The organism is Alicyclobacillus shizuokensis NBRC 103103 (assembly GCF_001552255.1).
Classification (GTDB): Bacteria; Bacillota; Bacilli; order Alicyclobacillales; family Alicyclobacillaceae; genus Alicyclobacillus_G; species Alicyclobacillus_G shizuokensis.
Window position 1 is genome coordinate 26,361 of the sequence record NZ_BCQV01000034.1, and the last position, 26,123, is coordinate 52,483.

The window sequence follows — 26,123 nt, forward strand, 5'->3', positions numbered from 1 at the left end:
GTTTTGGCCGGAGTGCATGGGTTCGGGTAACCCGATGGCCGTTTCCCGACATAGACTATAGGGAGACTGACCCATCGCTCGTCGCGATGGACGGGGGGCGCGGGGAATGTGTGAGGTTCATCCGGGCTGGGGCGCCGGGCCCACGCCGGAACCCAATGAATGGGCACCTACCTGGAGTTATCCGTACTGGTACGGGCAGCCCGTGGAGCTGATGCCTTGGTGGCTACGCGCCCACGCTTATGAACCCCATCGCCGGGGCGGGACAGCCGCCCGGTGGGCGCGAGCCGAGTCCCTCGCCAAGGCTCAGGCCGCCGCTGCCTATCCTGTGGGGGGGCCTTGGTATCCGCTTCCGGTGGTTCACCCACAATGGCTGGACCCATGGGGCATGCAGGTGTATCACGGGGTCTGGTGGCCGTGAGGATGCAGGCCCTGACCGCGACATTGCGACTGGTGTGGCGTGCCAAGAAAGCGGTGGTGGCACAGCTTGGAGAGTACGGTCTCCTTCGTGGTTCTTATCACGGGCTTGGTTGCAACAACCAGCTTGCCACGTAGCCAATGGCCCCTTCGGGCAGTTGAATCTTGTCCCATCCGTTGAACTCCTCGAGTTTCCAGACCATTTCTCCGGCTGTGGCTGACGCCACCACCGCATAGTTGGTTCCCGGTCCCGAACGAACATTGATAGTCTGTCCGGTGACCACCATTTTGACCGCCCCTGGAGACGGAGGGGCTCCTCCCGTCGCGTTTGTGCTGTCGCCGGAAACAGCGGAATTTGCGCTAGTCGAGGTTGTGTTGTCATTTTGCTGCTGTGTGTCGGCGGTTGTTGTGGCTGAGCGAATGCGGGCTTTTGCGCCCATCCCGTCCGCTGGGCTCCAATGCTCTGTGATGTACGGGTCTTGCACCGGGTTCGCGACATGTGTTCCGTCGTCCAGCAGGTGCTTGGCGGCATAGCGAGCTTCCGCCGGATTGACAATCCAATAGCTAGCGTCATGGGGGATGTTGGGATCCGGGTTGTGGAACGACCCCGGCAAGGTTTCGGTGACTATCGGGTACTGCTTGAAACTTGTCGCCTGGGTGGCCAGGTGTATCACTTGGGCCAAGCTCATGTCGGTGTCAATGGTCCCCCAAAACTCCCGAATCAACTGCGGCAGACGCACGATATTGGCCGGATCCATGAGCTTATGGGAGAGTGCCTTCAAGAACTCTTGCTGTCGCTGAGTGCGCCCGATGTCGCCGAGTCGGTCGTGGCGGAAACGGACAAAACCCAGGGCTTGGGCGCCGCTGAGGGTTTGAACCCCAGGTTGGAGATTGATGACACCGTATTCTTTGTCGCCCGTACGGTAGTACATGCGCTCCGGGACATCAATTCGGATGCCGCCCAACGTGTCGATGATTTTCACCAGACCACCGAAGTGGGTGAGCGCATAATTGTCAATATGAACGTCTAACAGTTCACTGACCATTCGTTCCGTCAGGGCGGGTCCACCGAGCGAAAGAGCTTCGTTGATCTTGCCTTGCATGCCGTCGGGAAAGGTGATCTTCGTATCCCGCGGGATGGAGAGCATTTCAATTCGATGATGAGCTCGGTCGATGCTGCATAAAATCAACACGTCGGTGTTGCCATCCACCTCACCCGGGCGCGTATCGGAACCGATGAGCAAGATGTTGGTTCTATCCGGATCTGCAGGAATTTTCGGTTGTTCCGCCACGTCCGTGTATTTCGAAGCGCTCGGGGCGGGAACAGTTTTTAACGGCCGGTGCAGCGCGTAATACGCCCCGCCGGCCACACCGACGCAGGCCGCCGCAGTGACGAGGACGATTGCGCGTTTCCACCGACCGGTCCCGCCCCGGCCGGTGGAATGGGGGGAATTGTGCCGCCGTGGACGGCCTGCCATAATTCAGTCACTCTCCCAACATGACCAAAGTCGAGTATTGTCGAAACCGTATCCAATCCATATGATACACGACATAAAAAATTGAGTATTATGATAATATGTCCTCAAATACGAACCCCATGATGCAGCAATGACGTCGGTGCGCTACCTAGAACTGGTCCGACGGTCCAATACCGTCGGACATTGCTTCGGTTCCTGTCAATCGTGGTGTCCTTTCCAAGGCTCGTCCAGGACCTGATTACAGTTCGCGCAGACGTATCGATACGTCACATTGGTGGTCCGTCCCTCGACAGGTGAGGATGATTGAATGACGACGCTGGCGTCGAGTTGAACAATTTTCTCTTCCCGGAACCATGTGTGGTTGCAGTTCGGACAAGTGTGCACATGTCCGTGATGGGCCATTCTCACTCACCTCGCCCATGATTATATAGAAGGAACTGGCATTCATGCAAACCAGTGTGGATGTGGAGAGCGCGCCGCCAGTCGACAGACCGCTTGGCCTCGCCCTATCCGTGTTATAATGTGGGCAATGCTAGGGTACGGTTACTCGGATGGGTCACTGTGTGGGGAGGATGCTCTTGAATCCTTTTTTGCCCGATTGGATGTTTGCTGCCTTCGCCATTGGTGGCTGGGAGCTGTGTCGAACGTTGGGGCGAATGTTTCACATGATGGCGTTGATGACCCGTATCGGGGCTGCCATTGTCGGGGTGTGCGCGATGGTACTAGCTATTCGCTATGCGGTGCGGCTGCTGCGCAGAATCCGACACCCGGAGCAGCCGGACCCCGACGAATGGAAGCGGTATTGAGCGGTCGGTACCTTCGTCTTTTTTGGCGCTTTGGGGAGAGATGCGCGCGGCATACAGATCAGGGAGGGGAGATCAGAGTGGCTCGGGTACATATGGAAACGAGAGACGGTGTGGCGGTGTTGACGCTGGATAACCCGCCGCTCAACGTGCTGAGCACGGAGATGAGCGACAAAATCCGTGCGGCGGTAGCGCAGGTTGCGGTGGCAGAAGATGTGTTTGCCGTGGTCGTGACGGGGCAGGGTGAGCGGGCCTTCATGGCTGGCGCGGACATTAAAGAGTTTCCGCGGTATATGGAGCAGGGCATCGCCGAGGCCATGGCGCTGCAGTTCGACGACACGATGAATCAGCTCTCTCGGTTGGGCAAGCCCACCGTGGCCGCGCTCAACGGTGTCACCCTCGGGGGCGGGTTGGAACTGGCCTTGGCGTGCGATTTTCGCATTGCCGAGCAACATGTCGAGCTGGGGTTCCCGGAGGTCAAGCTGGGGGTATTCCCCGGCGCAGGCGGGACGCAGCGCCTGCCCAGACTTATCGGGCCGTCACGGGCCAAGGAATTGATCTTGACGGGTCAGGCGATTGGTGCCGATACAGCCCTGCAAATAGGATTGGTCAATCAGGTTGTCCCGCGTGGCCAGGCCTGCGCTCGGGCGGTGGAGTTTTTGCAGGTGTTTCGGGAACGGAGTCAGGCCTCCCTGCGGCTGGCCAAGATGGCGATTGACCAAGGATTGGATGGTAGCCTGGAGACCGGTTTGCGTCTGGAGGCCAAATTGTTTGGCCAAGTCTTTGAAACAGAGGATGCCCGGGAAGGGATCACGGCCTTTATCGAAAAGCGAAAACCGGCTTTTCGTCACCGATAGGCCGACGACAGGGCTGTGTGGACACATCGCCTCGCACGGCAGGGGAGTGAGAATATGGGCAGTCCCGCCGCATTTGCGCTGGGTGCTTGGTTTCTGCTCGGGTTACTGGCAATCGTGAGCTCGTTTGGAGTCGGTGCATTCCTCAACATGGTTTTGCGCCGCTGGTGGGTGTCCTTGTTCCTATATGGGTTGGTAACGGTGTATGTGCTGCTGAGAACGGGGGGGCGCATGGCAGCAACCGAATGGGGATTGTTTGCCGTGGGCTGGCTGGGCAGCCTGCTCGCTGCCTGGCTCGTACACGGGCTGAAAAAGCGCGGCTACCCACTTTTTTCCTAATGCCCCCTGCATCTGTAGGCATGAGCGTATCCCACCTGGGCCATGCTGTGAAAAAAAAAAAGACGAGCTGTCTCGCGTCGTCCTTTTTTCAGCATTCGGTGCGGGACCCACCCCGTTTGAGGTTGGGTCCACAAGCAGCCGGGTCCAGACATGTCCGAACGAGTCTTTGGCTGTTACTTTCCGTAGCGGGCCAACGCTTCTTGGAGAATGCGTTGCGCGTCGTCCGTACCCTTCCACCCCTCGATGTGGGTCTCCTTGCCCTCCAGGTCCTTGTACACTTGGAAGAAGTGGGCGATTTCTTTCAGGATGTGCGGAGGGATGTCTTCCAAGCTTTGCACCTGCGCGAAGCGCGGGTCCTGTGTGGCGACGCCGATGAGCTTTTCGTCCGGGCCCTTGTCATCCGCCATCAGCAGCACACCTACCACGCGCGTCTCAATCACGCAGCCTGGGAAGGTGGGATTGCTGACCAAGACGAGGGCATCGAGCGGATCGCCATCTTCGGCCAGGGTGTTTTGTATGTATCCGTAATCAGCCGGATAATGCATTGGGGAGTACAGAACGCGGTCAAGCCGGAAAACGCCGGCCTTTTTGTCGAATTCATACTTGTTTTGGCTGCCTCTGGGAATCTCGATCAGAACATCGACTTGAAAAGTTTCGTTGGCCATCAGGTTTACCTCCCTTGCCGGGGGCGTGCACAAGCGGCGCCCGCCGATTCTCTTTACCAATCCATTATAATGGATTGTATGCGAGGTGGAAACTGAAGCGGGACGAGTGTGCGAGATCGGCGGGCGCCCGGAGCGTCTGTGCATCCACGTAATCAGGGGGTTGCGGAAAATTGAACAAATGGATCTGGCCAGTCACGGCCGTCCTCGTCGGGGCGAGTGCCGTTGTGCATTATGTGCACGCGGCCGCCATCTGGGTTTTCCTGCTTTCGTGTTTGAGCATCATTCCCTTGGCCGGCATCATGGGCAGGTCAACCGAGTCCATCGCCGCCCATGCCGGTCCACGCCTGGGCGGGCTGTTGTCGGCCACGTTTGGGAACGCGGTGGAACTTATCATCGGTGTAATGGCCATTAAGGACGGGCTGGTGGATTTGGTCAAAGCGTCCATCACGGGGTCCATCCTGGGCAACTTGTTGTTCGTATTGGGTGTCAGCTTCTTTGTCGGCGGTATTCGCCACCCGATTCAGCGGTTTAACATTCGGGCGGCCCGCAGCAACTCCTCGATGTTGGTGGCGAGCATCGGCGTGGCGTACATCGTACCGGCGATTTTTGCCACGGGCACCCGCGGCTCGCATATCCTTTTGTCGAGCGTCGTCGCCGCCACATTGTTCGTACTGTACATAGGTGGGCTGTACTTCTCGCTGATCACGCACCGGGACCTATTTGAGTCCATCAACACGGTTGCGGCCAATTCAGAGGAGGACGAGCCGTGGCGGCTGTGGCCGGCCGTGTTGATCTTGTTCCTGACTACCATTTTGGTCAGCTTTGAGAGCGAGTGGCTGGTGGACACCGTGAAAGAGGTCGGCCATACGTTTGGCTGGAGCGAACTGTTCCTCGGTGTCATTGTCGTGGCGATTGTCGGCAACGCCGCCGAGCACGCCTCGGCCGTACTCATGGCGTGGAAAAACCGGATGGACCTCTCGCTCGAGATTGCGGTGGGCAGCAGTCTGCAGGTAGCCATGTTTGTGGCGCCGGTCCTGTTTGCTGCCAGCCTTCTTCTGGGTCATCCCATGTACTTGGTGTTCAGTTGGCCGGAGTTGGCCTGTCTGGGAGCCGGAGCGCTCCTCATTGCTATTCTCATGATGGACGGGGAATCGAACTGGCTGGAAGGGGCGTTGGCGTTGTCTGCGTACGTCATCATGGCGGTCGGGTTCTACTCGTTGCCAAGCCCCTGAAGGGCGGCCCGTGCACGTGGGCCCGACCGTTGAGGCCGGTACGGGGGCGCGTGCCGGGCCTAGCTCAGCTCATCTGCTTCGGCAGGTACCCATGTTCATGCAACGATTTCAGTATCGCCTCGATGTGCGTCTGGTCCCGCGTCTCCAGGTCGATGTCAACCTCTGTCTGGCCGAGCGCGATGCGCGTACCGACACGGTGGTGATGAATGCTCAGCACGTTGGCCCCTAGACCGGCAAACACGTCCAACAGGCTGCGCAGCGCGCCAGGCTTGTCTGCGAGCGTCACGGACAGCCGCACAAACCGGCCGGACTCGACCAGTCCATGTTCTATGATGCGCGAGAGCATAGTCACGTCCACGTTTCCCCCCGACACAATGACCACGGTATCTCCCATGTCCGTCGGCAGCTTGCTGTAGGCGACGGCGGCCACCGCGGCCGCGGCGGCGCCCTCTGCCACGACCTTGGAGCGCTCCAGGAGTAACACCATGCAGCGGGCAATCTGTTCCTCTTCGACGGTGATCACGTCATCCAACAACCGAGCGACCAGCCTGTAGGGAAGGCGCCCGGGTTCCGCGACTGCGATCCCGTCCGCAATCGTGGGCGCCACCTGTACCGTCGTGCGCCTGCCGGCGTCCAGGGATGCCCGAAAGGCCGGTGCGGAGGCCGCCTCAACCCCGATGACACGGATATCGGGTCGCAACGACTTGACCGCCACCGCGATGCCGGCCGCAAGTCCGCCGCCTCCAATCGGAACCACGATAGCGGAAGCGCTGGGAACCTGCTCGAGCACCTCCAGCGCAATCGTCCCCTGGCCGGCTATCACGGCCGCATCGTCAAAGGCGTGAACGAATGTGGCGCCCCGCAGGGACTGCAATTCGCAGGCGCGGACGTACGCCTCGTCGTAGGTGGCTCCCGCCAATACCACCTCCGCGCCGTAGCGGCGGGTGGCGGCCACCTTGGCTAGGCTGGCTGATTCGGGCATGACGATGGTGCAAGGGACGTTGTGTGCTCGAGCGGCATACGCCACTCCTTGCGCGTGGTTCCCGGCCGAGGCCGCAATAACGCCGCGGCGACGCTGTTCACCAGCTAGCAGGGCAATCTTGTTGTAGGCGCCGCGCAGCTTGAATGATCCGGTTGTTTGCAGATTTTCCAGCTTGAGAAAGACGCGGTTGCCGCACATCTCCGAGAAGGTCTGCGAGAGGTCGACTGGGGTCGTTTGGATGACGCCGGACAGCCGCCTTCGCGCGGCTTGAATCTGGGCGAGATCAGGCGCTTGGTGATTCTGTGGTGTGGTCTGCAAGGTGACAGCCCCTTTTTTCCCACCGCTTGCCCGGCTGTCGGCTGGGCATGCGCAGATTGTCGTCGTTTTTCCAGGTGTGATAGAATCGAATATTATTGTAGCAGAGGAATCGGCGGCGCGACAGGCCGCCGAGGCGAGGGGGCGGCAGGATGTTGCAGGTGGCAGAGCGTGTCCGACCCGGGCTGGATAAGATCCAGCCGTATGTGCCGGGATTGACGGATGATGATATCAAACGGATGTTCGGTGTGCAGCGCGTCGTCAAACTGAACGCGAATGAGAATGCCCTGGGACCGTCGCCGAAAGCCCTGCAGGCGATTGCAGCGGAGATCAGTAGCCTGCATTTGTACCCGGACGGAGGCAGCGGCTTTCTGCGCCAGGCTATCGCCCAGTTCCATGGCGTGGGAGAAGAGCATGTGTTGGCTGGAAACGGATCGGACGATATTATTAAACTTTTGGCTGAGACGTTTTTGGAACCTGGGGATGAGGTGGTGGTGCCGACACCTTCCTTCTCCCAGTACGGGTTTGGAGCGGCGATCATGGGGGCGCGGCAAGTGACCGTCTCCCTGAAAAGGGATTTCACGTACGATGTGGAGGCACTGCGAGCCGCCGTCGGGCCCCATACGAAAATCGTGTATGTCTGTTCTCCCAATAACCCAACGGGCACCCTGTTCACGGCGGAGCAAGCCGAGTGGCTGCTGGACTCCCTGCCTGAGCACGTGCTGTTGGTGTTCGACCTGGCGTACAACGATTACTCTGAGAACCCCGCCCGCGTGCGCGAGACGCCGCGGCTGTTGGTGGATCCGCGGGTGATCATCCTGCACACATTTTCGAAGCTGTATGGTCTGGCCGGCCTGCGCATCGGCTATGGGTTGGCGCATCCGGATGTGTGGCGTTTTGTCCATCGCGTAAGGGAGCCGTTCAATGTCAATCGCATGGCTCAGCGTGCGGCCGCGGCCGCGCTTGCGGATGAGGAACACCGACAGAAGTCGCGCGAGCATGCGGCCCGCTGTCGGGAATTCTTTCGTTTCGCGGCGGCTGACTTGGGGTTGGAGATGGTGCCGAGTGAGGCCAATTTCGTCTTCATTCGCACCGGCGACGGCATGGCCACGGTGCGGGCGCTGATGGCGCACGGGGTTTTGGTGCGGGCAGGCTTCTCCGGGGCGGAGGAGTACATTCGGGTGACGTTTGGCAAGGAAGAGGACAATCGGGCCTTCCATCACGCCATGCAGGCTGTACTGGCGGAATCGCGGAAGACGGCGCCCTAATCCGTCTCATTGGGTGGCCCGCCACCGTTCGGACGGCGCCAAGAACCGCTGGCTTTGCCAGCGGTTCTTGGTTCCTGCGGTGGAGCAGCGCTCCGGCCCTGAGTGGTCGCCTACGCGTCCTGCTCCACAGCCACCCGACGTCGGTCGCGGATGTACAGGTAGATGGCCAAGCCGACGCCGATGATGACCAGCGGCGCAGCCGTCCACTGAGCCGCATCCCAGTGAAACAGGAAACGAGGAGAATCCCCTCTCAACATTTCGAGGAAGAAACGCACCGCATTGTAGCCCACCAAATAATAGGCAAACAGCCAGCCCTGCGGCCAGCGTCTCTGCTTCATAATGAGCATCAGCGCAAACAAAATGATATCCGCCTGCCCCTCCCAAACCTCGGCGGGCCAAAGAGGCTGGTTGCCGTACGTCTGGTGGGCCAGAGTGGAGGAAGGATAAAGCAGTCCGAACCCGCGGTGGGTCGGATCGCCAAAGGCGTCGCCGTTCATCAGGTTGGCGTCGCGGCCAATGCTTTGCCCAAGCAATAGCGCCGGCGCAAAGATATCGGCCAGTACCCAGAAGTTAAGACGGTGTCGCCATATGTACCAAGCCCCGGCGACGAGTGCGCCGACAAATCCACCTTGAATCGACAAGCCTCCGTGCCAAATCGCGATGATCTCGCCGGGATGCTGCGCATAATAGCCCCAGTCGAAAAAAAAGACCTGCCAAAAGCGGGACCCAATCAATCCGGCGATCAACAGCAGCGGGGCCAGATTCCAGATGTGAGGGGTGTACTCTTTACGCCCGTCCGCATGCGCAAAATACAGGGCAGCCCCCAGACCCAACAAAAACGCTGCCGCGAAGATGGTGCTGTACGCGCGTACCGGAAAATTGCCAATCCAGAACCAGTATTGATGCAAACTCCATCACGTCTCCTTGCGCGTCGAGACGGACGGCCCCAGTCAACAAGGGGCGGTCCATCTGCGGCTGGCCTGTCCAGCGTCCCCATTATAACACACCCCAGAATCGACAGGCTTCGCGCCGGTTTCACGCAAGGTCTGCAGGGTCTCAGTTTTCGCCCTCGATGGTGCCTTCGGGAGCGTTGGCCGGTGGTTCCTTGCGGGCGACCTTGCGATCACTGCTGACCGGATTTTGGTCTCGTAAATGGGATACACTCTGCTGGCCGGGGCGCCAAGGCGTCGACTTGCCGAGCCGTTCCGGGTGGGTGGCGGCCAGGTACGCGCCGTCGGGGAACTCTTCCAACTGCAGGTCGTTTCTCCAGGCTTCCACCACATCCGTATCCGCCGCTTCGACTGGGCCCGGGTTGTAGGCCCCCGATGGGGACACTGTTTGGGAACGATTTGGATTGCGCTCAAATTGGTCCTCGTGGGTCCTGGAAGTGGACATCTGTATCACCTCGTGGTTATAGTTTCATGGAGGCGGTCGGCCTATCCACCCGCGGCGCAGAATCCGCGGCTAGCGGGGAGTCTTTCAAGTGAGGAAGGATGTTCATGTCAGAGACTGTGCGGGTGCGGTTTGCGCCCAGCCCAACCGGGGCTCTACATATTGGAGGAGCCCGTACCGCGTACTTTAACTGGTTATTTGCACGGCAGAACCAAGGGGTGTTTGTACTACGCATCGATGACACCGACAGGGCGCGCTCCACCGAGGCTTCGTACCGGCAGATTCTCGACAGTTTTCGCTGGCTGGGCATTGATTGGGACGAGGGTCCTGACACGGGGGGACCCTACGGTCCCTATCGGCAGTCCGAGCGGCTGGCCATCTACCGCCAGCACCTGGAGCGCTTGCTGGCTGCAGACCAAGTCTATCCATGTTTTTGCACACAGGAACAATTGGCCAAGGACCGAGAACAGATGCAGAAACAGGGATTGGCACCGCGCTACACGGGGAGGTGCCGCGACTTGTCTCCAGAGGAGAGGCAGCGACGGTTGGCAGCGGGCGATCCGCATGTCTACCGCCTACGTACTCCCTCTGCGGGAGAAACGGTGGTGCACGACCTCATCCGGGGCGATGTCGTGTTTGCCAACAGCGAACTGGACGACTTCATCGTGTGGAAGGCCGACGATACTCCCACGTACCACTTCGCCAGTTGTGTCGACGACAGCGAGATGCATATTACCCACATCATTCGGGCAGAGGAGCATCTCTCCAACACGCCGAGGCATATCGCGTTGTTTCGTGCGTTGGCGGCGCCGGTGCCCGTGTTCGCACATGTGCCAATGATTCTGGCCCCGGACAGAAGCAAGTTGAGCAAACGGCATGGCGCCACCAGTGTGGAAGAATACCGTGCACAAGGCATTCTTCCGGAAGCGCTGGTGAACTATCTGCTGCTGCTCGGATTTGCCCCCGGTGACGACGTGGAGGTCCTGGACCGAGAGGAAGCACTGCGCCGTTTTGATTTGACGCGGGTGACCAAGCACGCGGCCGTGTATGACGTGAAGAAACTGGAGTGGATAAACGCTCAGTACGTGCGTCGATTGTCGCCCGATGAGGTGTTGCACAGGGTATGGCCGGAACTCATGCAACGCGACTGGGTTCGTCCCGACATGAACGAGCAGGCGTTGGCCTGGCTGCGCACGGTCATCCAGGCTGTGCAAGCGCGCGCCCGCAGTCTGCCCGACCTGGTCGACAGTATGGCGTACTTTTTCACGGCGGATTATGACTACGACGAAAAAGGCGCCAAAAAACACTTTGCGCACAGCGAGACGGCGACGCGGCTTGAGTCGGCGGCGGCTGTGTTGCAGGATGTCAGGCCGTTCACCGTCGTCAACGTCGAGTCGTGCTATCGCCGCTTGATAGCGGAGTGGGGCATCAAAGGCGGCCAGCTGATTCATCCCACTCGCCTCGCGATCACCGGTCTGACGGTGGGACCCGGCTTGTTTGACGTGATGGCACTCCTGGGTGCTTCCGAGTGCCAGCGACGCATGCGCAGGGCGGCCGACTGGATCCGATCGCATCAACCTTAACGACGGTATTCGGGTTGCGCAGGCGGCGTGCGCCGGGGCATGCCATATCGGGCGCCCCCGGCCCCGCGGCCGCGGCGGCCGAGCGCAGAGGCACTCAATCGAAACACGGTATTGACAAGCGCTTTGTAGCCCAGTATACTAGCAAACGTCGGCGGTCGACCTCCGAAAGGAAGAGCGCCGCAAGGCATGCGGTGCCGGATGGTGTAATGGTAGCACGACTGACTCTGGATCAGTTAGTCTAGGTTCGAGTCCTAGTCCGGCAGCCATGGCCCTATCGTCTAATGGTTAGGACGCCGCCCTCTCACGGCGGTAATCGGGGTTCGAATCCCCGTAGGGTCACCATGGGGGTCATTAGCTCAATTGGTAGAGCATCCGACTCTTAATCGGCAGGTTGAAGGTTCGAGTCCTTCATGACCCACCATACTTTCTTTGTCCAAGGCAACCCCGTGGCTGTTATGGCTGCGGGGTATTTTCGTCTCCGTATCGATCCGGATGCGGTATGATGAAAGCAGACGTGCGGAGGGGGGCGAGACGATGGACGCCAGGCTGAACGCGTGCCGCCGGCAGATTGAACAGTGGCTGGAGGATTACGGGGAGTCGGTGTTCACGGCGTGCACGGAGAAGTGCGAGGATGCGGCGGCAGCCCGCGATTGTTTTGTTCATGTGTTCCTGGCAGCCTTCCGCGCGCTTTACCATAAACGGGACCACAGGGTGCAGGATGCGCCTCAGGAATGGTTAATGTCTCAGGTGTCCTCATGGAGGCCTGAAGTGCAGAGATTGGCGTTCGTGCCGGCTTATTGGGAAGGACATTCTTCCTATGAGAACTTACGGTGTCAAACCCAGAAGCTGCTCAAGGCGCAAGCGGTGGCCGAGTGGGCGCGACAACGACAGCAGGGACCGCGCTGGACACGCTATGCCCTGGTTCTCACCGGCGTGTTTGGGGTTTTGGCGGTGGCGGCCGCCGAGTTTGGAAACATCTGGCTGCATCCGGCGCATGCCGCTCTGGATCGTAACAGCAAATCTCCGGCATTGCCGCCGGTGCTGTCCAACCTACCCACCGCGACGAAAGCTCAGTTTGCCTTGGGGAGGACCAGCGTCTCCCTCGACCATGCGGCTGCCAACGGCAATGCGTTGTTTCTGCCTCGCCTGCAGACCACGGACACCAAGGGCACTCGTGAGATTGACGTTTACGGGTATCGCTACCGCGACAGCGGACGTGCCCTCGACAGCGCCCAAGACATGTTCGGTCGCATTCGGCTTCATTCACCGGGGGCGAAAAGTTTGACCGAGTCGGCCTGGTTGGTGGCCTCGTGGTCGTTTCAACCGGCCGATGAACGATGGGCCATCGCCACAGTCGAGTGGCAGCCGCGGGATGCACAGACCGCGGATGGGGGTGTGCTGCAGGTATACGCACTGAATCTCAGCACAGGTCAGTCCGCGCTGGTCAAGACATTGGCTCTGGGCGGCAGCGGGGCCGACAGCTACACCGTCGCAGCCGGTCATGGACGTGTGGTGATGGAAGGCGAGGTTGGGAACAACGTGGCCACGGCCAACGGCGCAGGGGCTGCGGTCGCCCTGCCCATCCAGGTGTACAACTTGGAGGGGACGTATCCAGGGCACGCTCTGGTTCTGTGGAAGGAGTTGCGGGCGCCTGGGATGCCGCTGGCCCATCCGGTTGTCACCCAGACGGGAGTCATCAGCGAGGCGGTGGATGCCACCTCGTCCGGCAACTCGGCGTGGTATTTTCTGAATTGGAATGGCCAGGTGTCAGACCTCGCGGGCCCTCCGTCCGATGGTCAACCTCATTGGGCGCTGCAGGGCGAGGATGGACGCATGTGGTGGGTCGAGACGACGCCGGACGCGCGTCAGGGCCAGGGGCGGCAGCAGGTTTTGATGGGCTCCATGAACCAGAAATCGAGCGTGGATCAATCGCCCGCGCTCACCCTCGACGGCTCAGTCTACGGGCTGGCCGTGAGCAACGGAAACTTAATTTGGCTGCAGGACGTCGGCAACGTCCCGCAGTTGGTGGTGGCTGAGGTCAAATGAACAATCAAATTCGCGACAAATTGCAGTTGTTGCCAGACAAGCCCGGCGTTTACCTCATGAAGGACAGCGCTGGTCGGGTGATTTACGTCGGCAAGGCGAAGGTGTTGAAAAACCGGGTGCGTTCGTACTTCACCGGCTCTCATGACCGGAAGACGCAGCACATGGTGTCCAACATCGCCGATTTCGAGTACATTGTTACCGACAATGTGGTCGAGGCGCTGGTGCTTGAGTGCAACCTGATCAAACAGCACTCGCCGCAGTACAACATCATGCTGCGGGATGACAAAGCCTATCCATACATCAAGATCACCAACGAAGAGCATCCACGGCTGGAGATCGTCCGACGGGTGAAAAAGGACAAGGCGAAATACTTTGGTCCCTATCCCAATGCGACATCGGCGTCCGAGACGCGCCGCCTGTTGGACAGATTGTACCCGCTTCGCAAATGCAAGCGACTGAAACCGAAAGTGTGTCTGTATTACCACATCGGTCAGTGCTTGGGACCGTGCGAGTTTCCCGTCGAGACGGCTCAATACGACCAATTGGTCCGCGAGATCACGCGTTTCTTGAACGGAGGTCACAAAGCGGTTCAGGAGGAATTGCGGGAGCGGATGGAGCGTGAGGCGGAGCAATTAAATTTTGAGCGGGCGGCCGAGTTGAGGGACCTGATTGCCCATATTGAGCGGGTCATGGAACCGCAAAAAGTGTCCGTCTTGGACGACGCGGACAGGGATGTGTTTGGATACTACGCGGATAAAGGGTTGCTCTGCGTACAGGTGTTTTATGTGCGATCCGGGAAACTGATTGAACGCTCAGTCAACATCCTCAAACATTACGGTGTTCCGGCCGATGATTTCATGTCCTTTGTGGAACAGTTTTATTATGAGCAGGCGGATGTTCCTAAGGAAGTCCTGCTGCCCCAGGGCACGAACAGCGACGTTTTGAGCGAGTGGTTGGGCGCCCGCTGTTTGCACCCAAAGCGCGGGCAAAAGCGCCAGCTTGTGGACTTGGCTTGCGAAAATGCCCGCCTGGCCTTGTTGGAGCGGCTGAAGCTGCTTGAAAAAGACATGGATCGGACGCTGGGGGCGGTCATCTCGTTGGGCGAGCAACTGGGAATCCCGGAGCCGCGGCGCATCGAGGCCTTTGACAACTCCAACTTGCAGGGTGCGGATGCGGTGGCGGCGATGGTTGTGTTTCTCGACGGCAAACCGGCACGCAGCGAGTACCGTAAATACAAGATCCGATCCGTACGAGGTCCGGACGATTACGAATCGATGCGGGAGGTTATTCGCCGGCGCTACTCCCGGGTGCTCAAGGAGAAGCTACCGCTGCCCGACCTGATTGTGATTGATGGGGGCAAAGGGCAGTTGCATGCGGCCCTCGACGTCTTGGAGAACGAACTGGATCTGGAGCTACCGGTGGTCGGCCTGGCGAAGGACGACAGACATCGCACGCACCAGCTGTTCTTCCGCGACGAAGATGAACCCATTCCGATGGACCGGCATTCCAGCGCCTTCTATCTGTTGGAACGGGTTCAGGACGAAGTGCACCGGTTTGCCATCACGTTTCACCGCCAACGGCGCCAAAAGACCGGGCTCGCTTCGCGCTTGGATGAGATCCCCGGGATTGGACCGGAGCGCCGCCGCCGTTTACTGCAGCACTTTGGCTCCTTGAAAGCCATCCAGGAAGCGGACCTGGCCGCGCTGCGGGAAGTCGGCATTGGAGAAAAATTAGCGAAGAAGATTCAGGCGCACCTCGCCAATGCGGGCAGCGCAAAGGATGGCGTTTCTTGACGCTGTCTGTTGCAACCAGTACAATTTGCTGTAGACCCGTCGCCAATCGGCCAGGCAGTCGTGCTACGACTGCCCTTACATATGTATGGCTTTGTTCCGGTGGCGACACACGGGCCCGCGATCGGCGCCGTCGGGGACCGGCAATTGAAGGGAGGCACAGGCGTGGCTACTACCAACGCCCACACAGAATTCATTCTGCGTCGATTACATACGCTGGCAGGTGTGATTCCAGTCGGACTGTTCTTATTGGAGCACCTGTTTACGAACTCAATGGCTACTTCGGGGCCGGAGACGTTCAACAGTGCGGTGTACACGATTCAGCACATTCCGTTCCTGCATTTCATTGAGTTCATTTTTATCTTTCTGCCGCTGGTGTACCACGGTGTGTTTGGCCTGTACGTGGCGTTCACGTCCGGCTACAACGCCGGTCAGTACTCCTGGGGGCGCAACGTGATGTTCGTCCTGCAGCGGGTTAGTGGTGTCATCACGTTTGTCTTCATTATCTTCCACCTGTGGACAACCCGGTTTTCCGGTAAAGCGCCAACCTTTCAGATGGTGCACGACCTGTTGGTCAACAATCCAGCGTACTTCTGGTTCATGATCATCGGGGTCGTGGCGGCGACGTTCCACTTCTCCAATGGTTTGTGGTCGTTCTGCATCCACTGGGGAATCACGGTCGGACAGCGGGCGCAGCGGGTGTCGGCCTACGTGTTCTTTGTCGTTTTCATCGTGCTGGCTGCGGTTGGCGTTGATGCCTTGATTGCGTTCACGACACAAACCGCGTAGGCTGGAGGAGGTAAAACGTTATGAGTGATCAGCGGATCATCGTGGTCGGCGGCGGTTTGGCCGGCCTGATGGCGACGATAAAATGCGCCGAAGCCGGGATGCCGGTGGACCTATTCTCCCTCGTCCCGGTCAAACGCTCCCACTCCGTATGTGCGCAGGGGGGTATCAACGGAGCCGTCAACACCAAAGGCGAAGGCGACAGCCCGTGGGAGCACTTTGACGACACGATTTACGGCGGCGATTTCCTGGCCAATCAGACCCAGGTCTTGGGAATGTGCGAAGCGGCGCCGGGCATCATCCATTTAATGGATCGCATGGGCGTCATGTTCAATCGCACCCCCGAGGGTCTACTGGATTTTCGTCGATTTGGTGGAACCAAGCATCACCGCACTGCCTTTGCCGGAGCTTCCACGGGCCAACAGCTGTTGTATGCGTTGGACGAACAGGTGCGCCGGCATGAGGTTGCTGGTCTCGTGCGAAAGTACGAAGGATGGGAATTCCTATGCGCAGTACTGGACGATGCGGGTGTGTGCCGGGGCATCATTGCGCAGGACCTGCGGTCGATGGAGATCCATGCCTTTCGTGCGGATGCGGTCATTATGGCCACCGGGGGCTTGGGCATGGTGTTCGGCAAGAGCACCAACTCGATGATCAACACCGGTACCGCTTTGTCAGCCTTGTATCAGCAAGGGGTGTACTACGCCAACCCAGAGATGATTCAGGTGCATCCGACGGCCATCCCCGGGGACGACAAGCTGCGCTTAATGTCCGAGTCGGCCCGCGGTGAGGGCGGACGGGTATGGACCTACAAGGACGGAAAACCCTGGTATTTCCTGGAAGAGTGGTACCCTGAGTATGGAAATTTGGTGCCGCGCGACGTGGCCACTCGCGCCATTTTCAAGGTCTGTGTCGACATGGGGCTTGGTGTCGACGGAAAAAATCAAGTGTATTTGGATCTCTCCCATATCCCGGCAGACGTACTGAATGTGAAGCTGGGCAACATCCTGGAGATCTACGAGAAATTCGTCGGTGACGACCCGAGGAAGGTTCCGATGCGGATCTTCCCTGCGATGCACTATAGCATGGGCGGTATGTGGGTCGATATCAATCAGCAGACCAACATTCCCGGGTTGTTCGCCTGCGGCGAGTGCGAGTACCAGTATCACGGGGCCAATCGTTTGGGCGCCAATTCGTTGCTGTCCTGCATCTACGGTGGCATGGTGGCAGGTCCCAATGCGGTCAACTATGCACGCAATCTCACCAAATCCAGCGCTGATCTGGATGCTTCCTTATTTGAGCGGTATCGCCAGCAGCAGCAGGATAAGTTTGAGGGCCTGCTGAAGATGGAAGGAGACGAAAACCCTTATCAACTGCACAGGGAATTGGGCCAGTTGATGACGGACAATGTGACGGTTGTTCGCTACAATGACCGGCTCAAGAGGACGGATGAAAAGATTCAGGAACTGATGGAACGCTATAAGCGGATTGGCATGGCCGACACGTCGCGGTGGGAAAACCAGATGGCTCCGTTCACGCGCCAACTGTGGAACATGTTTGAGTTGGCCCGTGCCATCACCCTTGGAGCACTCAACCGGAACGAGAGCCGCGGCGCTCATTACAAGCCGGAGTTTCCGGAACGCGACGACGAGAACTGGCTCAAGACCACGAAGGCCAAGTGGACGCCGGATGGCCCAAAATTTGAATATGAGGATGTCGATGTGTCTCTCATCAAACCGAGGCTGCGCAACTATGCCGTGAAGAAGGAGGAGACCACCTGATGAGTGGGAGCGCGACGGCAGAACGGCAGACGGCTGCGACTACAAAGACGGTGCACTTGATCATTGAACGGCAGGACGGGCCCGACTCTCCGAGTTACACAGAGGAGTTTGAAGTACCGTACCAGCCTGGAATGAATGTCATTGCTTGTTTGATGGAGATCCAGCGCAACCCGGTGAATAAGGCGGGTAAGCGTGTGGCTCCGGTAACTTGGGAAATGAATTGCCTAGAGGAGATTTGCGGCGCCTGTTCGATGGTGATCAACGGTAAGCCGCGGCAGGCGTGCACGGCCTTGGTCGATAAGTTGGAGCAGCCCATTCGCTTGAAGCCGATGCGCACGTTTCCTGTGGTGCGGGACCTGGTGGTAGATCGCAGCCGCATGTTTGAGGCGCTGAAAAAGGTGAAAGCTTGGATTCCGATTGACGGGACCTACGATCTCGGGCCAGGACCTCGGATGAACGAGCGGGATCGGCAGTGGGCTTATGAGTTGTCTCGTTGTTTTACCTGCGGCTGCTGCGTGGAGGCCTGCCCGAATGTGAATGAGCGCACCTCGTTCATGGGGGCCTTTGCGATTTCGCAGGCGCGCCTGTTCAACGCACATCCAACTGGGGCCATGCACCGGGCGGACCGGCTGGAAGCGTTGATGGAGGAAGGCGGCATTCACGAATGCGGGAACGCGCAGAACTGCGTGCAGGTCTGCCCGAAGGGCATCCCCTTGACCACGTCGATTGCCGCCATGAATCGCCAGGTCACCTATCACGCCATCGGGGCTTGGTTGAAGAAATAACCCCTTTTTGGAGCTTGGACGCCCGCTCGCGGGCGTTTTTTCATGAGGTTGCTGCCGCCTTCACTAGGCCATACTGAAGCTGGAGGTGGCGGCATGAGACGTTCTTCCGAAGCTCCGGTCATTGTGGCCTTGGTGGCATTGATGCTGACAGCCACGCTGGGACTATTCAACTCACTGCGAACTGGGGACGAGTTTGCGCATCTGGCCACACTCGGACGATCCGTCCAGCAGTGGTTGTCGTCCCATCGTGTCGGCAACGTCCTGCGGCAGCACTTCTCGGTTGTGGGCGGTCCGGCAGCGGCTCCGGCGAGCACGTCCTCGGTGCAAACGCAGCCGGAGGAGATGGAGGGCATGTCGGGGATTGCGCAACGACTCATGCACTCGCTGCGTCCGGAAGATTGGAAACGGTTGGGTGAGGCGCTGACCACGCCCGATGAGCACAAGGCGGCACAGATCTTTTCGCAGGTCCTGAGCAGCCGCCTGACGCCCCAGGACGCCGCATGGCTGAGGCGTCATTTCCACGGGCGGACTGCATTCGATGCGGAGGATGTGCGTCTCCTTCGGGCCGCCTTTTCAGAGATGAAGCAGGAGTTGACTCCGGACGAACAGCGGATGCTGCTGGCTCAATTGAGATCGTGGTTGTCGAATTAGAGTAGGGCTTGGCGCCAATTGCGGCTGTTTGACTGTCATCTCGGCGGATGGCGTGATAGACTAGCCATGGACCTGGATAAGCCGGGAGGCGGCATGTCAGGTTCTGGAATACATACGTGAATGGTTGTGGAGGAGGAGAACCAGCGGTGTCAAAGAGGAGCCAGCAACTGGTCCAATACCTGGTTGACATCTCAACGAACCTGCAGGATGCAGCGAATCTGTTTGGCGAGGGACTCAAAGACCTGTCCCATCCCGAGTTCCTGGCTGCCAACGTAAAGCGCCTGGAGGAAAAAGGGGATGACTTGACGAGTGAATTGTTGTCCCTGATCAATGCAACCTACATTACCCCTCTGGACCGTGAAGACTATCTTGAGCTGGCGCTGCGCATGGACGACATTGTGGACGGATTGGAGGCCTGCACGGTTCGTTTTGATTTGTATCAAATCACGCAGCCGACTCCTGTGATGTTTGAGTTTGCCCAAAACATCGCGGACAGCGTAGATGAAATCGCGGCGGCGATGTCCAAACTGCAGGCCCGCAAGTTGTTGGAACTGCGGGAGCATACACAGCGGCTCAACCACTTGGAGAAGACAGGCGATGCCCTCCTGCGCACCTCTTTGCGGTCGTTGTTCAGCGAATCGACCGACGCCATTCAGTTGATCAAACTGAAGGAAATTTATGAAATCCTCGAGAGTATAACCGACAAGTGCGAGGACGTTGGCGATGTGCTGGATTCCGTGATCGTGAAAAACGCGTAGGAAGGTGCGAGATGTCCGGCATCATATTACTTATCGTCGTGCTCGCTGTCGTATTCGATTACAGCAACGGGTTCCACGATACGGCGAATGCGATTGCGACAACGGTTTCCACGCGAGCCCTGTCTCCGCGCCGGGCCGTGGTCCTGGCGGGAGCGATGAATTTTATCGGCGCCTTGGTGTTCACCGGCGTCGCCAAGACGATTGGCGGGAACATTGCCGATCCGTTCACCCTTCAGCATGGTATGGTGATTGTCTTGGCGGCCTTGATCGCGGCCATTGCGTGGAACCTCTTGACTTGGTACTTCGGCATCCCCAGCTCGTCGTCGCACGCCCTGATTGGCGGTTTGAGCGGGGCGGTGGTCGGCGCGGCCGGATTTCGCGCGCTGCATTGGGCGGGGTTTCTCAGCGTCATCGAGGCACTGGTTTTGTCTCCGATTGCTGCGATGATAGTTGGGTACATCCTGATGACCCTATTGAAATGGTTGTTCGGAAGCACGTCCCCGCACAAGGCCAATCGTGTCTTTCGTACCCTGCAGATCTTTTCGGCGGCCTTTCAGGCGTTCAGCCACGGCACCAACGACGCTCAGAAGACGATGGGGATCATCACGTTTGCGCTGGTTGCCGGGGGCTTTCAAAGTGAACTGGAAGTACCGCTATGGGTCAAGGTGCTGAGCGCTTTCGCCATGGCTGCCGGGACGGCTTCGGGGGGATGGCGCATCATCAAGACGGTCGGATCGAAAATCATTAAGCTGGAACCCATCAACGGCTTTGCCTCGGATTTGACTTCGGCCACGGTCATCCTCACAGCCACCTTGTGCAAACAACCGGTGAGCACAACCCATGTGATCTCTTCGGCCATCATGGGGACCGGGGCTGCCAAACGATTTCGCCAGGTCAATTGGGGTATGGCGATCCGGATTGTCATCGCCTGGTTCATCACCATTCCTGCGACCGGTATACTGGCCGCGCTGTTGGCGCGAATCTTTGTGCTGTAGAAGACCGCGGCGGGAGATTCGGTCAGCAGAGGATTGCTAGGCACCGTCAGGAGTATCTCTGGAAACCAAAAAAGGCGCCGCGTGGGCGCCTTTTCGCTTTACCCGGCCGTGGAACCGGCAGCGAGAGCCGCTTCGATTGCGCTCCATTCAGACTCATCGGTAATATTAGACAGCGACGGGTTGCCCGCAGCGTCGTAGACGACCTTCAGCAGAGCCAGTTGATCCGCGTCCTCCGCACTTTGCAGGAGCACATATTGACGCTCCTGGACAGCGAACGATTCGCCCACGTAAAAGGGATGAGCCTGCCCGTTCTCGTCTTGCAGATACAGGACAGACAACTCCTGACAAGAACAATGGTCGTGACCGCAGCTGCATGCCATCGTGACTTCACCTTCCCTGATATCATCATACCAAAGCACGGAGGCCGGATCACGATCCCAGCAAGATCCCAGCAAGTCACGACCTCAGCGAGAAACCTCTACCACCCAGCGGCGTAGAGGCGATGCGCTTGCTCAGATGGTGATTTCGCCCAGGCGCACAAGTTCAACGACAGCTTGCGAACGGCCTTTGACATTCAGCTTCTTCATGACATTAGAGATGTGATTTCGGACCGTCTTTTCGCTGACGAATAACTGTGCGGCGATTTCCTTAGTGGTTTTGTCCTGAACAAGGAGCTCAAACACTTCCCGCTCGCGGTTGGTCAGAAGCGACTTGGTGCGCATATCTTGGTCGCCGGACATATCTCCCTATCCCTCCTTGTCGGTCGGTCTACAAGTACGGGATACAGTCACGGTATAGTATGTCGGGGTGAGATCGCGCGTGCGAGCGCGTGAAAACATGGGCAACCGGCGCAAAATCGGTTGGCTTCGTCTGACTTCGTCGCATCCTACAAGGGCGCATCGACAGAGATACAGCTCGTTGACGCCCGCCGGAGCGAGTGTTAAAATGCATGCGAGCATGGGACATTTGTCCCTCGAATGAGGTGTAGAACGTGAACCCATCCCTGCCGGATTGCGTCGTCGAAATCGAACAGAGACTGCGTCAGATATCCGCACTTGTTCGGCGACGTGGACGAGCCTTATTGGAACGGTATGGGATAACACCTCCACAATTTGATGCCCTCCTCATTTTGGATAAGGAAGGCGAGCTTACCATTGGCGAGATGAGCACTCGCTTGGGACTGGCATACAGCACGACGACCGACCTGGTTGACCGCTTGGAGCGCGCCGGATTTGTGGTTCGCCAGCGGGACCGGGTGGATCGACGCGTGGTACGAGTGTGTATGCAATCCTCAGGAGCTCAATTGATTGAGGATGTTCTGGATGCACGCCGGGCGTATCTAGCGCGCATTTTGGAGCCCTTGGGTCCAGAGGAAAAGCGAGAGGTCCTGCGTGTGCTCGACCTGCTTTATACCCATATGGCACACTGAGGGCAGCCATCCCGCAAGGTGCGGGCAGACGGGCTTCATTCCTGCGGTCGGCTGAATACGTTATATGCTGTCAGCATCCAGGTGGGAGAGATGAGAGGACGTGCACGTTGAACAGCCAATCGCAGTATTTGATTCAGGAATTGGCGGACTGACAGTCGTTTCGGAGATCATGTCCGTCCTTCCGGACGAAGCCATTCTGTATTTCGGTGATACGGCTCGGTGTCCTTATGGAGATAGGGATCCGGACGAGGTGCTTGAGTTCAGCCTTCAAATAGCGGATTTCTTGTTGTCTCAACAGGTCAAACTGCTGGTGGTTGCCTGTAACACGGCGACGGCCGTGGCATTGCCCGAGCTTCAGCAGCGTTCGCCGATCCCGGTGTTGGGCGTGATTCAACCCGGTGCGCGGGCGGCGGTGAACAGCGCCACGCCGCGCCGGCGTCGGATTGGTGTCATCGGCACGGCTGTCACCATAGCCAGCGGCGCATACGCTGATGCGGTCCACGTCTTGGATTCGTCCATCGACGTGGTGAGCCTGGCTTGTCCACAGTTCGTCCCGCTGGTGGAATCCGGGCGTTGGGACGGAGCCGATGTGGAGCAGGTAGTACGCGAGTCGTTGCTGCCCCTGTTGCTGTACGATATCGATGCCTTAATCCTCGGCTGTACGCACTATCCGTTGTTGTCGTCTCCGATTGCTCGGGTCGTAGGACCTGAGGTGCAGCTGATCTCTTCGGCGGCAGAGACGGCGCGCGAGGTTCGTGGAGTGTTGGCGCGGCAGCGCCTGTTGCGACCTTCGGGTGACCCTCCCATTCATCAATTCTACACCACCGGAGATGAACAAAAGATGGAAGTGGCGGTGCAGGACTGGTTGGGTCTGCCAGCGGATCGGGCGCGGGTGCGGTGTGTCGATCCGATGGTCCTGCACGCTCGTTAGGTGGACGCGGGGGAGTCTGCGGTTGTCAGAACCGCTGGCGTCAAGGGCGGCAATCGGTACCATCGGTGGGCTGTGATGCGGGGGATTGTGATGGAAACTGTGTTCGTGGCCACAAAAAATGCGCACAAGGTCGCTGAATTTGAGCGTTTGCTGGCGCCCCTGGGCGCGTCCGTGTGCGGACTGCCGGACGGGCTGGATCCAGCCCCGGAGACGGGGACGCAGCTTGTGAGCAATGCGGTGGAAAAGGCGGCCTACTATGCCCCGTACTGCCGCGGGTGGGTGCTTGCCGACGATTCTGGGCTGTGTGTCGACGCCCTCGATGGTAGGCCGGGCGTCATGTCCGCCCGCTATGCCGGCGTTCATGGCGACGACGCGGCCAACAATGCGAAGCTGTTGCGGGAACTTGCGGAAATCCCGGATGCGCAGCGGACAGCGGAGTTCGTGTGTGCCCTCGCGCTTTGGCACCATGAGTTGTGCGTGGGCCTGACTGCGGTGGGGCGCGTTCGAGGCATCATCCTGAGGGAACCCCATGGGGCCAACGGGTTCGGGTATGACCCGCTGTTTTGGGTGCCCGAACTCGGACGCACCTTCGCCGATATGACAGTCGAGGAGAAGAATCAGTACTCTCATCGCAGGCGGGCGGTCGACAGGTTGCTGGAGCTGGCGGCGCACATCCCTATGGTTTCTTGATCTGTGCCCCTGCTTGCAGTAAACTTGTTGCGTGTCATCAAAGGTTATCTAGCCTGCACCCCGAGGGTGCAGTTCCATAGCAGAACTCCAGCCTTCCCACCTGGGAGCGTGGGTTCGAGCCCATCACCCGCTTCACGTGTCTCAGTAGCTCAGCTGGATAGAGCAACAGCCTTCTAAGCTGTGGGTCGGGGGTTCGAATCCCTCCTGAGACGCCAGTACAAACTCCCCAAATCCCTTGTCCCGCAAGGGATTTTTCTTTTTCCTAAAAATGAGTGTCAGGCTGATTGAGTATCCTTGGGAACAGATTGGGAACGAAATCACGAGCTTTGGGAACGGCCGAACGGATTTAGCTTTTTAAGCCGGTCCGCTGTCTTTCGGCTCATCAACTCCGACTCATGGGTATAAAAATCCGCGGTTGTCGATAGCCGGGTATGCCGTAGGCGGATGGCCTTCAAATCCGCCCCATCCTCGCGTAAAAGCATGGCGGTGGTGTATCTAAGGTGATACAGCCGGATGTGGGGAAGGTCATGCTGGGTGGCCGCCATGGTCATTGGCGGAGGTGTGGCCAATGACACCGGACTTGCGATATCCTGTCGAGGTCTCGATCGACAAAACTTTACCCACAGGTTACATCGAAAGGTCGAGAGGAGAATAGGGAATTCCCAGCAGAATAGCTCGTCTTATTACTTGGAAAAAGATGTAACACCCATGGCCTTGTGATGACTTGCCCTTGAATGTTAAAATATAAAAGTCCTAAGAATAAGGATGTTGAAAAATTAAATTCTGGTTTTTCCAATATTTCTATAACTAAAAGGAGGGGTCGGTTTGAAGGCGCTTGTGTATCGTGGTCCCGGAAAGAAGGAATGGACGGACAAACCAATGCCAACCATTCAATCGCCCACCGATGCGATTGTTAGAATCACGAAGACCACCATATGCGGTACGGACCTGCACATCTTGAAAGGTGATGTGCCTGCGGTCGTCGAGGGCCGGACGCTTGGCCATGAAGGCGTCGGCATTATTGAGGAAGTCGGATCTGGCGTTCATAACTTCAAGGCTGGAGACAGGGTTGTGATTTCCTGCGTTACGTCCTGCGCCAAGTGTGATAACTGTAGGAAAGGCATGTACTCGCATTGTGAAGACGGCGGATGGATTCTTGGCCATCTCATCGATGGAACACAGGCTGAGTATGTCCGCATTCCATATGCCGACACCAGTCTGTATCCGATACCGGACGGCGCCGATGAAGAGGCGCTCGTGATGCTAAGTGATATCCTGCCCACTGGTTTTGAGGTAGGTGTCCTGAAGGGGAAAGTCCAGCCGGGAGATACTGTGGCACTTGTCGGCACCGGGCCTGTCGGGTTGGCGGCACTCCTTACGGCTCAGTTCTATTCTCCCGCTGAAATCATCGCGATTGACCTGGATGACAATCGACTGGAGGTTGCGCGGAAGTTTGGTGCCACGAAGACCATTAACAGTTCCAGCGACAACGCTGTGCAAGCTGTTTTGGACCTGACGAACGGCAGGGGTGTGGACGTTGCAATTGAAGCGGTCGGGGTACCAGCCACGTTCGAGCTCTGCCAGGAGGTTGTGGCTGCGGGCGGCCGCATTGCCAACGTGGGCGTGCACGGAAAGAGTGTGGATCTCCACCTCGAGAAACTGTGGATTCACAATATCACTTTAACCACTGGACTCGTGGATACCAATTCGACACCGATGCTGCTGAAAACCGTAGCTGCCGGAAAGATTGAGCCCAAGCTGCTTATCACCCACCGTTTTCCACTCTCTGATATCATAAAGGCATACGATGTCTTCGGAAACGCCGCGAAAGAGAATGCACTGAAGGTCATTCTGTATCAATGAGATCTTAGTCGTGGTGAGTTGTGGCACAGTAGATGCCATGCAGATCCCCTTCAAACATCATGAAGGGGGTCTTTTCAATCTTAGTGGGGTTCGATTCCTAAGCTTTACGAAGGTGATATATTGGTTCATGGTCACGCACTGTACCATCAGTGCATACCCTGCGGTGACTTCGTTCATACAATCGGGACGATAATGAATTGGGAACGAGTTGGGAACGAAACGCAGTACGGGGCAGGGAACGCTTATCCTATAGAGTCCACAAAGAAACCCGTGAAAACCTGCCTGACCACCCT

26 protein-coding genes and 5 tRNA genes are annotated in these 26,123 nt (G+C 58.3%); 24 read left to right on the plus strand and 7 right to left on the minus strand.

The annotated features are described in order from the left end of the window. Nucleotides 1-106 precede the first annotated feature (106 nt). Nucleotides 107-418, plus strand: a complete 312-nt coding sequence (locus ASH01S_RS13025; protein ID WP_067928895.1) for a hypothetical protein — start codon at nt 107-109, stop codon at nt 416-418. 97 nt (nt 419-515) lie between these two features. Here the strand turns inward: ASH01S_RS13025 and ASH01S_RS13030 are convergent, their stop codons facing one another. After that, the gene (locus tag ASH01S_RS13030) at nt 516-1,892 is read right to left on the minus strand and encodes an LCP family protein (RefSeq protein WP_067928896.1); all 1,377 of its coding nucleotides are present in this window, start codon (nt 1,890-1,892) and stop codon (nt 516-518) included. Between the two features lie 578 nt (nt 1,893-2,470). Between ASH01S_RS13030 and ASH01S_RS13035 the strand changes: the two genes are divergently transcribed. The 3 genes from ASH01S_RS13035 to ASH01S_RS13045 all read left to right on the plus strand — a co-directional run bounded on the left by ASH01S_RS13035 (nt 2,471) and on the right by ASH01S_RS13045 (nt 3,888). Next, the gene (locus ASH01S_RS13035; protein WP_067928897.1) at nt 2,471-2,698 is read left to right on the plus strand and encodes a hypothetical protein; all 228 of its coding nucleotides are present in this window, start codon (nt 2,471-2,473) and stop codon (nt 2,696-2,698) included. Between the two features lie 77 nt (nt 2,699-2,775). Next, nucleotides 2,776-3,552 (plus strand): enoyl-CoA hydratase/isomerase family protein, encoded by a 777-nt coding sequence (locus tag ASH01S_RS13040; protein WP_373278577.1) that lies wholly within the window; start codon nt 2,776-2,778, stop codon nt 3,550-3,552. Between the two features lie 54 nt (nt 3,553-3,606). Beyond that, nucleotides 3,607-3,888, plus strand: a complete 282-nt coding sequence (locus tag ASH01S_RS13045) for a hypothetical protein (RefSeq protein ID WP_067928899.1) — start codon at nt 3,607-3,609, stop codon at nt 3,886-3,888. A gap of 173 nt (nt 3,889-4,061) precedes the next feature. On the opposite strand, the gene ASH01S_RS13050 is transcribed toward ASH01S_RS13045, so the two are convergent. After that, the gene (locus ASH01S_RS13050) at nt 4,062-4,553 is read right to left on the minus strand and encodes an inorganic diphosphatase (RefSeq protein ID WP_067928900.1); all 492 of its coding nucleotides are present in this window, start codon (nt 4,551-4,553) and stop codon (nt 4,062-4,064) included. A 170-nt stretch (nt 4,554-4,723) separates the two neighbouring features. On the opposite strand from ASH01S_RS13050, the gene cax reads away from it, so the two are divergent. After that, entirely contained in the window at nt 4,724-5,785 is a 1,062-nt protein-coding gene (gene cax, locus ASH01S_RS13055; protein WP_067928901.1) for a calcium/proton exchanger, read from the plus strand. 64 nt (nt 5,786-5,849) lie between these two features. Here cax and ilvA read toward each other — a convergent pair whose 3' ends face one another. Then, on the minus strand, nt 5,850-7,085 hold the full coding sequence (ilvA, locus tag ASH01S_RS13060) for a threonine ammonia-lyase (RefSeq protein WP_067928902.1): 1,236 nt from the start codon (nt 7,083-7,085) through the stop codon (nt 5,850-5,852). Nucleotides 7,086-7,234: 149 nt separating this feature from the next. Here ilvA and hisC point away from each other — a divergent pair, with 149 nt between their 5' ends. Further along, the gene (gene hisC / locus ASH01S_RS13065) at nt 7,235-8,350 is read left to right on the plus strand and encodes a histidinol-phosphate transaminase (RefSeq protein WP_067928903.1); all 1,116 of its coding nucleotides are present in this window, start codon (nt 7,235-7,237) and stop codon (nt 8,348-8,350) included. Nucleotides 8,351-8,460: 110 nt separating this feature from the next. Here hisC and lgt read toward each other — a convergent pair whose 3' ends face one another. Together lgt and ASH01S_RS18965 are read right to left on the minus strand one after the other, a co-directional pair. Beyond that, the gene (gene lgt, locus ASH01S_RS13070) at nt 8,461-9,258 is read right to left on the minus strand and encodes a prolipoprotein diacylglyceryl transferase (RefSeq protein ID WP_067928904.1); all 798 of its coding nucleotides are present in this window, start codon (nt 9,256-9,258) and stop codon (nt 8,461-8,463) included. A gap of 148 nt (nt 9,259-9,406) precedes the next feature. Beyond that, nucleotides 9,407-9,745, minus strand: coding sequence for a hypothetical protein (locus ASH01S_RS18965; protein ID WP_067928905.1), 339 nt, complete (start codon nt 9,743-9,745; stop codon nt 9,407-9,409). Between the two features lie 104 nt (nt 9,746-9,849). Between ASH01S_RS18965 and gltX the strand changes: the two genes are divergently transcribed. The 12 genes from gltX to ASH01S_RS13135 all read left to right on the plus strand — a co-directional run bounded on the left by gltX (nt 9,850) and on the right by ASH01S_RS13135 (nt 20,917). Further along, nucleotides 9,850-11,325 (plus strand): glutamate--tRNA ligase, encoded by a 1,476-nt coding sequence (gene gltX / locus ASH01S_RS13080; RefSeq protein WP_067928906.1) that lies wholly within the window; start codon nt 9,850-9,852, stop codon nt 11,323-11,325. A gap of 192 nt (nt 11,326-11,517) precedes the next feature. Then, nucleotides 11,518-11,591, plus strand: a tRNA-Gln gene (locus ASH01S_RS13085). 1 nt (nt 11,592) lies between these two features. Beyond that, nucleotides 11,593-11,667, plus strand: a tRNA-Glu gene (locus ASH01S_RS13090). A 3-nt stretch (nt 11,668-11,670) separates the two neighbouring features. Continuing rightward, a tRNA-Lys gene (locus ASH01S_RS13095) sits at nt 11,671-11,746 on the plus strand. A 113-nt stretch (nt 11,747-11,859) separates the two neighbouring features. After that, complete coding sequence (locus ASH01S_RS13100) at nt 11,860-13,371, plus strand: hypothetical protein (RefSeq protein ID WP_067928907.1); 1,512 nt, start codon at nt 11,860-11,862, stop codon at nt 13,369-13,371. After that, nucleotides 13,368-15,164, plus strand: coding sequence for an excinuclease ABC subunit UvrC (uvrC, locus tag ASH01S_RS13105; RefSeq protein ID WP_067928908.1), 1,797 nt, complete (start codon nt 13,368-13,370; stop codon nt 15,162-15,164). Before ASH01S_RS13100 ends, uvrC begins: the two co-directional genes overlap by 4 nt. A gap of 162 nt (nt 15,165-15,326) precedes the next feature. Further along, nucleotides 15,327-15,950 carry a succinate dehydrogenase cytochrome b558 subunit gene (locus ASH01S_RS13110; RefSeq protein WP_067928909.1) on the plus strand — a complete coding sequence of 208 codons (624 nt, stop codon included), beginning with the start codon at nt 15,327-15,329 and terminating at the stop codon, nt 15,948-15,950. Between the two features lie 20 nt (nt 15,951-15,970). Beyond that, a complete protein-coding gene (gene sdhA, locus ASH01S_RS13115; RefSeq protein ID WP_067928910.1) occupies nt 15,971-17,728 on the plus strand; it encodes a succinate dehydrogenase flavoprotein subunit in 1,758 nt (585 codons plus the stop codon). After that, on the plus strand, nt 17,728-18,513 hold the full coding sequence (gene sdhB, locus ASH01S_RS13120; protein ID WP_067928911.1) for a succinate dehydrogenase iron-sulfur subunit: 786 nt from the start codon (nt 17,728-17,730) through the stop codon (nt 18,511-18,513). The genes sdhA and sdhB overlap by 1 nt, the downstream gene beginning before the upstream one ends. A gap of 93 nt (nt 18,514-18,606) precedes the next feature. Further along, nucleotides 18,607-19,164, plus strand: coding sequence for a hypothetical protein (locus ASH01S_RS13125; RefSeq protein WP_067928912.1), 558 nt, complete (start codon nt 18,607-18,609; stop codon nt 19,162-19,164). Nucleotides 19,165-19,310: 146 nt separating this feature from the next. After that, nucleotides 19,311-19,922 (plus strand): DUF47 domain-containing protein, encoded by a 612-nt coding sequence (locus ASH01S_RS13130; protein ID WP_067928913.1) that lies wholly within the window; start codon nt 19,311-19,313, stop codon nt 19,920-19,922. An 11-nt stretch (nt 19,923-19,933) separates the two neighbouring features. Beyond that, nucleotides 19,934-20,917, plus strand: a complete 984-nt coding sequence (locus ASH01S_RS13135) for an inorganic phosphate transporter (RefSeq protein WP_067928914.1) — start codon at nt 19,934-19,936, stop codon at nt 20,915-20,917. Between the two features lie 98 nt (nt 20,918-21,015). On the opposite strand, the gene ASH01S_RS13140 is transcribed toward ASH01S_RS13135, so the two are convergent. Beyond that, nucleotides 21,016-21,297, minus strand: a complete 282-nt coding sequence (locus tag ASH01S_RS13140; RefSeq protein ID WP_157067134.1) for a DUF1292 domain-containing protein — start codon at nt 21,295-21,297, stop codon at nt 21,016-21,018. 132 nt (nt 21,298-21,429) lie between these two features. Next, nucleotides 21,430-21,657 carry a helix-turn-helix domain-containing protein gene (locus ASH01S_RS13145; protein ID WP_026961157.1) on the minus strand — a complete coding sequence of 76 codons (228 nt, stop codon included), beginning with the start codon at nt 21,655-21,657 and terminating at the stop codon, nt 21,430-21,432. A 251-nt stretch (nt 21,658-21,908) separates the two neighbouring features. Between ASH01S_RS13145 and ASH01S_RS13150 the strand changes: the two genes are divergently transcribed. The 6 genes from ASH01S_RS13150 to ASH01S_RS13180 all read left to right on the plus strand — a co-directional run bounded on the left by ASH01S_RS13150 (nt 21,909) and on the right by ASH01S_RS13180 (nt 25,830). Beyond that, complete coding sequence (locus ASH01S_RS13150; protein WP_245629070.1) at nt 21,909-22,346, plus strand: MarR family winged helix-turn-helix transcriptional regulator; 438 nt, start codon at nt 21,909-21,911, stop codon at nt 22,344-22,346. 100 nt (nt 22,347-22,446) lie between these two features. Next, on the plus strand, nt 22,447-23,277 hold the full coding sequence (gene murI, locus ASH01S_RS13155; RefSeq protein ID WP_067928916.1) for a glutamate racemase: 831 nt from the start codon (nt 22,447-22,449) through the stop codon (nt 23,275-23,277). A 90-nt stretch (nt 23,278-23,367) separates the two neighbouring features. After that, complete coding sequence (gene rdgB, locus ASH01S_RS13160) at nt 23,368-23,967, plus strand: RdgB/HAM1 family non-canonical purine NTP pyrophosphatase (RefSeq protein WP_067928923.1); 600 nt, start codon at nt 23,368-23,370, stop codon at nt 23,965-23,967. A gap of 64 nt (nt 23,968-24,031) precedes the next feature. Beyond that, nucleotides 24,032-24,099: transfer RNA gene (locus ASH01S_RS13165), tRNA-Gly, on the plus strand. A 6-nt stretch (nt 24,100-24,105) separates the two neighbouring features. After that, nucleotides 24,106-24,182 (plus strand) — tRNA-Arg (locus tag ASH01S_RS13170). Between the two features lie 610 nt (nt 24,183-24,792). Continuing rightward, nucleotides 24,793-25,830 (plus strand): zinc-dependent alcohol dehydrogenase family protein, encoded by a 1,038-nt coding sequence (locus ASH01S_RS13180; protein ID WP_067928918.1) that lies wholly within the window; start codon nt 24,793-24,795, stop codon nt 25,828-25,830. Nucleotides 25,831-26,123 lie beyond the last annotated feature (293 nt).